Annotated in this window: 8 protein-coding genes; 2 read left to right on the forward strand and 6 right to left on the reverse strand. The window is 67.5% G+C overall.

Going from position 1 to position 8301, the window contains the following annotated elements; translation table 11 throughout:
• The 6 genes from IG178_RS15990 to IG178_RS16015 all read right to left on the reverse strand — a co-directional run.
• The coding region (locus IG178_RS15990; protein ID WP_193213574.1) for an AAA family ATPase at window positions 1-1586 on the reverse strand (1586 nt) is incomplete at its 3' end.
• 7 nt (window positions 1587-1593) lie between these two features.
• On the reverse strand, window positions 1594-2574 hold the full coding sequence (locus tag IG178_RS15995) for an acetoacetate decarboxylase family protein (RefSeq protein WP_193213575.1): 981 nt from the start codon (window positions 2572-2574) through the stop codon (window positions 1594-1596).
• A gap of 67 nt (window positions 2575-2641) precedes the next feature.
• Window positions 2642-3307, reverse strand: a complete 666-nt coding sequence (locus IG178_RS16000) for a response regulator (protein ID WP_193213576.1) — start codon at window positions 3305-3307, stop codon at window positions 2642-2644.
• Window positions 3308-3415: 108 nt separating this feature from the next.
• A complete protein-coding gene (locus IG178_RS16005) occupies window positions 3416-4738 on the reverse strand; it encodes a hypothetical protein (protein ID WP_193213577.1) in 1323 nt (440 codons plus the stop codon).
• Window positions 4739-4747: 9 nt separating this feature from the next.
• Window positions 4748-6019: a hypothetical protein gene (locus IG178_RS16010; protein ID WP_193213578.1), complete on the reverse strand. Its 1272-nt coding sequence runs from the start codon at window positions 6017-6019 to the stop codon at window positions 4748-4750.
• A gap of 76 nt (window positions 6020-6095) precedes the next feature.
• A complete protein-coding gene (locus IG178_RS16015; protein WP_193213579.1) occupies window positions 6096-6365 on the reverse strand; it encodes a hypothetical protein in 270 nt (89 codons plus the stop codon).
• Window positions 6366-6471: 106 nt separating this feature from the next.
• On the opposite strand from IG178_RS16015, the gene IG178_RS16020 reads away from it, so the two are divergent.
• Both IG178_RS16020 and IG178_RS16025 read left to right on the forward strand, forming a co-directional pair.
• Window positions 6472-7503 (forward strand): methyltransferase, encoded by a 1032-nt coding sequence (locus IG178_RS16020; protein ID WP_193213580.1) that lies wholly within the window; start codon window positions 6472-6474, stop codon window positions 7501-7503.
• Window positions 7500-8204: a pseudouridine synthase gene (locus IG178_RS16025; protein ID WP_193213581.1), complete on the forward strand. Its 705-nt coding sequence runs from the start codon at window positions 7500-7502 to the stop codon at window positions 8202-8204. Before IG178_RS16020 ends, IG178_RS16025 begins: the two co-directional genes overlap by 4 nt.
• Window positions 8205-8301: the final 97 nt, after the last annotated feature.

Consider the following 8301-nt stretch of genomic DNA (forward strand, 5'->3'; position numbering starts at 1 on the left):
ACCGCGATCGCGTCGCGGCCCGACTCCCGGGCGTGGAAGCCCGCCTCGGCCGGCGAGATCGATTTCGGCGGTTGCGCGGTCATCCACTCGAGCGCCGCGCCGTGGCCGACAGCGCGCTCGCGGTCGCCCATCAAGGACAACGCGGCCTCGCGCAGCAGGTCGTGGTAGAAGGCGAACTTCCCCGGCACGCCCGGGGCGGCGACAATGAATTCCCCCAGCAGCGACGACTCCCAGCACTCCGCGAAGTCGATGTCAGGGTGGCAGGCGATGGTGGTCGTCTTTGCTTGCTCGCGGGAGAACGGCTCGCGCCAGATCGCGCAGGCGCCGAGCAGGGTCCGCAGCCGCGGCGAGAGGTCGCGGAAGCGTTCGGTCAGCGCCATCTCTCGCTGGTCGCGTGTGCCGCCCGTTCCTTTGGCCGCGGGGGCGAGGTCGAGGGTGCGGCCCATGTTCAGCAGCCGCCGGCGCTTGCCCATCACCGCGAAGGCCTCCCGCGAGACCAGCGGCAGGCCGCCGGAAATACGATGGATCTCGGAGTTGAGCCCGTCGGTGATCTCCTCGTAGCCCGAGAGCTCCGCCAGCAGCTTGCGGTGTTCCTCCGGCGACATCGGTCCCAGCGCCAGGTCGCCGGTCGCGGGCTGGCCGCGCCGGCCCAGCACCACCAGCAGCGGCGGCTCCGCGCGGTTCAGGGCTTCGAGGACCTCGTGGCTGCCTTCGTCCATCCACTGGATGTCGTCGATCACCAGCGCCGTCGTTTTGCCCGTGGTCAGGCGGACCAGCACGGCGGCGATGAATTCAGGAAGGATGTCCTTGTACTGGAGCGGCGACAAGCCGCCGTCGCCCTCGCCATCGGTCAGGCCCGACCCGGCCAGGAACTCCACCAGGTTCTTCACCAGGATCGGGTCGAGGGTCAGCTCGGCGCCAAAGTCCGAAGCCGCGGCGGCGAGGCCGTCGCCGCCGGTCTGGGCCAGCAGCGACCGCCACGGCGCGAAGGTCCCGGGGACATCCGAAGGCAGGCAGGACACGCGCGCCACCGATGTGCCCCGGGCGGCCAGCCAGGCGGCGGTGGCATTGATGACGTGCGACTTCCCGGCCCCGGCAGGTCCGGCGATGCTGACCTGTTGGAAGCGCTGCGGGCTGTCGCCATGGTCGATGGTTCGCAGGATCTCTTCCCACAGCTGCCCCCGCGCCGGCGGGGTGACGCTTGCCGCCGGGGCCTGCTCGATTTCCAGGCGGTGGGCGCAAAACGGCTCGGCGAGGATGCCGGGCAGGAAGCCGATGCGTTCGGTGCGATAGGGGGGCGGCAGCAGGCCGGCGCTCCTTTCGTCCATGATCAGGCCGTCCAGACCCATCGCGGCGAGCCCTGCCAGCAGCCGTTCGGCCGGCTCGTCGTCACCGCCTCGCCCCGACCGCAGCGCCAGCAGGGCCTCCGGTTTTTCGGTCAGCGCGCGGACCGCGTTCGCCAGCAGCACCTTCAGCAGGTCCGCGTCTTCGGGAGCCGTGCCGGGCAGGCGGCTGCACGAGCCGTCCTCGAGGTTCTGCCAGATTTCCCAGCCTTGGACGGCCGGGGTGGTTTCGGTTCCGGGCATGGTTGGATCAGGTGGACCAGAGTTGCGTTCCAAGGGACAAGTCGAAGTTGAAGGCCGACCGCAGCGGGGCGCCGATCGGGCCCGACTCGAGGCCGATGCGGTTCAGCAGGTCGCTGCTGCGGAGTTCCGGCACGTCGAGTTCCCACTCGCCGGATTCGCGCATCAACTCGGTGAGGTTGGAAAAGGTCAAGGCGCTGGTCGCGACCGACCGGTGACAGGCCTCCGCCGGACGTGCGACATCGCGGAACTGCTTGAGAAAGACGAACTCCTGGGTGACCTCCAGCGACCCCAGCTGGTCGACCAGCCACTCGAGGCCCTTGTTGAGCACCCCGCGCAGCAACTTGCGGTGGGCGAGGTGATCCAGCCAGAGCTCGTCGAAATCGGCGAGCAGCTCGTCCTTCACCATCTCGACCAGGCCGCCGCCATAGCTGGCCGGCGGGGCAGCGGCCGGCCCGTCCTGGATCCGAGCCAGCTTCAGCAGCCGCCGGTTGCGGTGGGTCACCGGATCCCCCGGTCGCACCGCCACCTCGCAGCGCGCCTCGCCGCCCTCGGGGCCGATGTCGACCTCGCCGAGTATCTTCGGGAAGCCGAACACCTCGCGGCCGCTGATCATGGCCGGCGAGGAATCGAGGCAGAGGACGATCGGATAGAACTTCAAGGTCGGGAGGCTTGGCAGCCCGCGGTTGTCCCAGGCCACCACCGGCAGGGTCACCACCATCTCGGATTCCGAGACCGCGCCCCAATCCTCGTGGAGCGGGTCGAGCGAGCGCATCGAGGCCATTTTCATGAACACCACGAAGGCGAAGGGCAGCGCGGTGAACTCCGGTGACGGCTCCCGTTCATCCGGCCGCCAGTTCAGGGTGTCGTCCAGCCACTGCTGGGTTTCCCGCATGTGGATCCGCCGCACCGCCGCCAGCCCTTCGACGCCGGTGATCCGATAGGGGGGGCGGAAATTCAGGTCGGTATCTCGCTCGGTGTAGGGGATCATCGGCGGGGGGATTCGTCCGCCTTGCTAACAGAAGTTCCCGCGGCCCGCCATCCGAGATTTGCCTGACTTAGTTCCTGTCGTTCCGTTTCGACGAACTCAGCCAGTCGCGGGCCTGTAACAGGAGTTCAGTCCCGTTGGCGCAGCCGAGTTTGTTCTTCAGGTTCTCGCGGTGACTGTCCACGGTCTTGCTGCTGATCTTCAGGATGCCGGAAATTTCCTTCGTCGAGTGGCCCTCGCCGATCAACCGGAACACCTCGAGTTCGCGGTCGGTCACCTTGTCGATGCCTTCGGTCGGCTCTTTTCCCCAACTCCGCATCATCTCGTCGGCCAGGGCGGGGGAACTGTAGACGCCGCCGGCCTCGATCTTCTCGAGCGCCTCGACCACGGTCGACACCTTGTCGCCCTTCATCAGGTAGCCGTTGGCCCCGGCCCTGAAAGCGCGCGGGCCGTAGCGGAGTTCGCACTGCATGCTGAAGACCAGCACCCGGCAGTTCGGGGAAATCTCCTTGATCTGGCGGATCAACTCGAGCCCGTCGCCGTCCGGCAACATGACATCGACCACGGCGAGATCCGGCTCCAGCACCCGCGCCAACTCCAGAGCTTCTTCCCGGGTGTTGGCCGAATGGGGCTCATATCCCTGGAGCTTGGTTTCAATCAGCGATTTGACCGCGACCACGATGATCGGGTGATCATCGACGATCAACAAGTTGCGGGCTTTCTCGGTCGGGGGCATGCCGGTCTGTCTTGTTGTCTCTATCAGGCCGGGACGAGGGGTGCGATGGCGAATATCGACAGCGCAATTCGAGTTGTGGCGGCCGGTTCCTCGGGATGGGGCCGAAAATCATTCATTGAGCCCTTGCTGCTCGGCAAACTCGGCGGCGGCGGCTTCGTCCTTGTTCTTCCACTGGTCGTGGACCTCGCGGACGAGCTGGTCGCGGACGGCACCTTCGGGCAGCGTCAGCGCCCATCGGGCGGCAACGGCGGGTTCGTAGGGGGCGAGGGTCTTGGCATAGGACTCCACCGCCGTCTGCTTGGCAGGACCTTCGGCGGCGGTGTTGAGCCACTCGCCCGCGGCCATGTAGTCGTTGGTGGTCCAGTCACGCATCAGGTTGTCGACCTTCCGGGCCAGCTGGTCCTGCGGGACCTGGCCTTCCAGCCAGTTGATCCATTTCCCGGTGTCCTCCCGCGCTTGCCACAGGTTGATGCCGTCGGCGAAGGTTTCCGTTTCCTCGGGACTGAAGGAAGCGGAGTCCAACCACGCGATGCCGGCTTCGAAACCATCGGAAATCGCCTGCTGGCACATCGTGCCCAGGGTGGAGGAAAGGAGGTTTTCACGCGCTTGCGGGTCGGTGACGTTCTTCAGGTGATCGCGCAGGGCGGCCAGCACCGCGGTCCGTTCGGAGGGGGTCGCCGCGGCGTTGGCGATGCTGTTGCCGACCATGCCTCCGCCAAGGTCCAGCTCCTCCAGCAACTGGAAGGCGAGCCGGGGATCCTGGCGGGCAGCACCGGTGAGGATGGAGCGCTTCGCCTGATCGTTGATCATTTCCGGGTGCTTCGCGGCGTTCGCCTTGACCCATTCGAGCGCGCCCATCGGGTCGTCTTCCGCCCATTTCTGGAGGGCGCTGGAGACGACGTGCTGGCTCATGCCGTTTTGCTCGAAGAGGTCGGAGGTTTCCGTGAACAGCGCGAGCGCCGCCTGCGGATGGTTCTCCGCCAAGGACATCACCGCGAAACCGGTGAGGTTCCGCCGCATCTCGTCGTTGAGGACGGTGTCAGCGCGGAGCTCTGCCACCAGGGTCTTGATCTGGGCAACGTCGAGCCGGCCCATCCGTTCCATCATGTCGAGGATGCGCTTCTGCATGCCCTCGTCGGGCTGTTTGCCGCTCTTTTCCAAGGCATCCATTTCCACCGCGAAGGCGATCAGGTCGGCAGCAAAGGCCTTGGCCTCGGCGTCGCGGTCGCCGCCGCCCTCGCGGGTGAGCTTGGTCACGACGGAAAGGTCGTCCTCACCGGCCGGGGCGGAGGGGTCAAGGCCCAGCGCGCGGGCTTCACGGGAAAGCGATTCATGGGTTTCCCGGGCGGCGCTCAGGGATTGGTGGTCCTTCCAGCCGAAGACCGAAGCAACGGCGAGGATCAGGGCGGCGAGAGCGAAGGAGATCTTCATGGGGGGGAATCAGCGGGTGGTTTCGATCGCCTGGGTACGGTTGGGAATTTTCGAGAACTGGCTATTGACCTTTTCCCGCAGCTCCGGATCCGCGATTTTTTCCGTCAGCTCCGTCATTTCTTCATAGCTGCCGCTGGGTCGGCTCTCGATGAAGCCGACCAGCACGTCGTCGCTGCCGCTCGCCTGCTGGTATTCCAGCGCCTTGGCGGCCATCTCGGAAAAGTCGTGCGAGCGGGTCAGGCGGCCGAGCTGCTCGCCGGTCAGGCGCTCGACGTTGTCGGGGGCTTGCTTCTCGATCCAGGCGCGGGTGGCCTCGATGTCGGCCGCGGCTTCCGGATCGCGGTTCAGCTGCATGTTCAGGGCGGCGTTGACGATCGCGGAGCGCTCGCCCGGGGTGGCATCGATCTCGCGGAGGAAGTCGCCGGTTCCCTCGAGTCCGCTCCGATGGAAGATCTGGCCGGAGATGCCGGCCAGCGTGCCGGCCTGCTGGTCTTCCGGCAGGCTGTCGCGGATCAATCCGGCCACGACCTTCTCGGTGCCCGGCTTGAGCTGGGAAAACCGGCCTTGGGTGAAAACGCTCTCGCGCTGCTCTTCCGGGATGGCGGCCAGGCGGGCAGCCGCGGCGGCGGGATCGGTCGAGATCAGGTGGTTCAGCAGCGCCGCCTCGAAGTTCCGCCGGTTGTCGCTGCGGCCGTCGAGCGACTTGCTCTCGAAGGTCCCCGCCTCGATCTGCCGGTCCATCCACGCGGTCGCCGCGGCGCTGTCCTTGTCGATCCAGCGGTTGAACGCCTCGGCCAGTTGCCAGTTCATGCCGCCGTCGCCGTCCCGCAGGCGGTCGGCGAAGCGGTCCAGGGTGAGCTCGGGATCCTTCTGCGCCAAGACACCGATCACCGCTTGCACCAGTTGGTCCTTCTTCCGGTCGGGCAGGTCGAGCGCGGCGATCTCCTCCAGGCCGGCGAGCAGTTCGTCGGCGCTCAGCGCGAACAGGGACTCCTGCATCTTCAGCATCGCCCGCATGTCGGCCATCCCGCCGCGGCGGTCCTGCATGCCGGCGAATTTGATCCAGTCGATTCCCTCCGAGCCTGCGGTCTCCTTTTGCTTCAATTTCGCCGCCAGCGAGGGATCGCTCTCCTCGCTGCGTGCCAGGTGGGCGGAGTCGATCCGCGACCTGAGTACCTCGTTGCGGTGTTCGATGTCGCGGATCTCCGCCCGCTGGGGCCCGATCCAGAGGGCGACGACAAGCAGCGCGGCGGCAGGCGGCAGGAAGACGGCGGGGTTCACGCCTCATCGATAGCGGCCGGAAGCTCCCAATGCCACATCGGAGATTGGCGCCTGGTTCGGTGACGGGCCCCCGCGATCAAGGACGCTCGGGGTGGATCACGGTACCGAATGGTCCCGGTTCTCCTTTGGCGGGTGTGGCGTCCGGCAGGATGCGATGACTGTCAAACGGGGCATCGTCCTTCGGACTCGTGGGTTCCGGGCGGATGCGTGGCTTCGAATCGGCGAGCTGGGCTTCCCAGACCAGGTCTTTTTCCCGGGAGAGCAGGAAACGGGCGAAATCGGCCACCGCCTCGCGCTTGTCGGGCGGCAGGGCCTGGCAGATTTCGAGGATCTCCGAAACGCTCACGGGCGGAGGCTAGGCGATGGTCCGGCCAGGCTCAAGGGCGCAGGCTCGCGACCGGCGTGCTTTTCCTGCTTCGCATCTCGCGCGCCGGCGTTGCATTGTCCGCGGCGTGAGCCCGGCCCTGGAGACCCTGTTGCTGCCCTTCTCGAAAGGAGAGATCGAGATCCCGGAGCGCGCCCTGTTCCTGGGTGCGGAACCGCATCCGGCATTGCGGGAATGGCCCGGGGTGACGGGCTGGCAGCCGTTCAAGCCGCTGGCCGATGCCTGGGAGCGGGCGGGCTTGCCGCGGGTCGACGAGCCCACGGGCCGCTGGCCGCTGGTGCTGGTGTTGCCGGGCAAGTCGCGCGACGAGGCGCTGGCGGCTTTCGCGCGGGGTTTCGAGCTGTTGGACGAGGGCGGTGTCCTGGTGGTGGCGATGTCCAACCTCTCCGGTGCCTCGCGCTTCGAGAAGGAACTCGGCAAGGCCGCGGGCAACATCCGCTCGCTGCAGAAGAACAAGTGCCGCGCCTTCCATGCGGTGAAAGACAGCGGCCGCGACCAGGCGTTGCTGGACGAATGGCGGCGGCTCGGCGAGCCGCGGACCGTGGCAGATACGACGTTCATCGTGGAAGCCGGCGTGTTCAGCACCGAACACGTCGATCCGGGCTCGGCCTTGCTGGCGGAGCACCTGCCGTCGAACCTCCGCGGCACGGCCGCGGATCTCGGGGCGGGCTGGGGCTACCTCTCGCAGGTCCTGCTGGAGAAGTGCCCCGGCTTGAAAGCCCTTCACCTGTTCGAGGCGGATGCCCGGGCCCTCGCCTGCGCGCGCCGGAACGTGACCAGCCCGCTCGCGCACTTCCACTGGCACGACGTGGCCGCGGGCCTGCCCGGCAAGTATGAGGTGGTGGTCAGCAACCCGCCCTTCCACAGCGGCAACAACACCGACATCGCGCTCGGCCGCCAGTTCCTGCGCGCGGCGACCGGAGCGCTGCGCACCGGCGGGCGCCTGTTGCTGGTGGCGAACCGGCAGCTGCCCTACGAGGCGGAGCTGGAGGCGCTCGGATTGGTCTGGCGCAAGCCGGTCGAGGAAGGCACCTACAAGCTCCTGTTCGCCGAGAAGCGGTTGCCATCCACCGTGGGCGACGGATTTCCACGACGATGAAACTGGTCAAACTGCTCGCCAACCTGGGCTACGGGTCGCGCACCCAGGTCGAACGCCACCTGCGCAAGGGCCACGCCACCGACCTCGACGGCAAGGTGCTGGGGACCAAGGACTCGCCGCCCCACGGCAAGGTCCTGTTCCAGGGCGAACCGCTCGATCCGCCCGCGCCGCTGACGATCCTGTTCCACAAACCGGCGGGTTACACCTGCAGCACCGAGGACCCGGGCGACACCATCTACGACCTGCTGCCGGCCCGCTTCGCGCTGCGCAATCCCGTGCTGAGCCCGGTTGGCCGGCTCGACAAGGACACGACCGGCCTGCTGCTGATGACCGACGACGGCCAGCTCCTGCACCGGCTGATCAGCCCGAAGCACCATGTCCCGAAGACCTATGAGGTCGCGCTCGACCGGCCGTTGGAAGGGCACGAAGCGGAGCTGTTCGGCAGCGGCGAACTGGTGCTCCGCGGCGAGGACCAGCCGCTGCGGCCGGCGCAGCTCGAGGTGCTCGGCGAGAAGGAGGCGCGCATCACCATCGAGGAAGGCCGCTACCACCAGATCCGCCGGATGTTCGCCGCGGCGGGCAACCATGTGACCGGCCTCAAGCGGGTGGCGGTCGGACGGCTCGCGTTGCCGGACGATCTCGACGAGGGCGAGTGGCGGATCCTTGACGACGCGGCGATCGCCCTCGCCAAGCAGGGCTAGCGTTGCTCCACGCGGATGGTCACGTCGTGGCGGCCGCCGTTGCGCCGGTCGACGGCAACCAGGACGTGTTCGCCGGGTGCCAGCCTTGCGATGAACC

The sequence above is a fragment of the Neoluteolibacter marinus genome (assembly GCF_014904755.1).
GTDB lineage: Bacteria > Verrucomicrobiota > Verrucomicrobiia > Verrucomicrobiales > Akkermansiaceae > Haloferula > Haloferula marina.

Excerpts from the sequence above, each read along its gene's own strand:
- IG178_RS15995 (WP_193213575.1), bottom strand. The coding sequence starts at position 2,574 with ATGATCCCCTACACCGAGCGAGATACCGACCTGAATTTCCGCCCCCCC.
- IG178_RS16000 (WP_193213576.1), bottom strand. The coding sequence starts at position 3,307 with ATGCCCCCGACCGAGAAAGCCCGCAACTTGTTGATCGTCGATGATCAC.
- IG178_RS16005 (WP_193213577.1), bottom strand. The coding sequence starts at position 4,738 with ATGAAGATCTCCTTCGCTCTCGCCGCCCTGATCCTCGCCGTTGCTTCG.
- IG178_RS16025 (WP_193213581.1), top strand. The coding sequence starts at position 7,500 with ATGAAACTGGTCAAACTGCTCGCCAACCTGGGCTACGGGTCGCGCACC.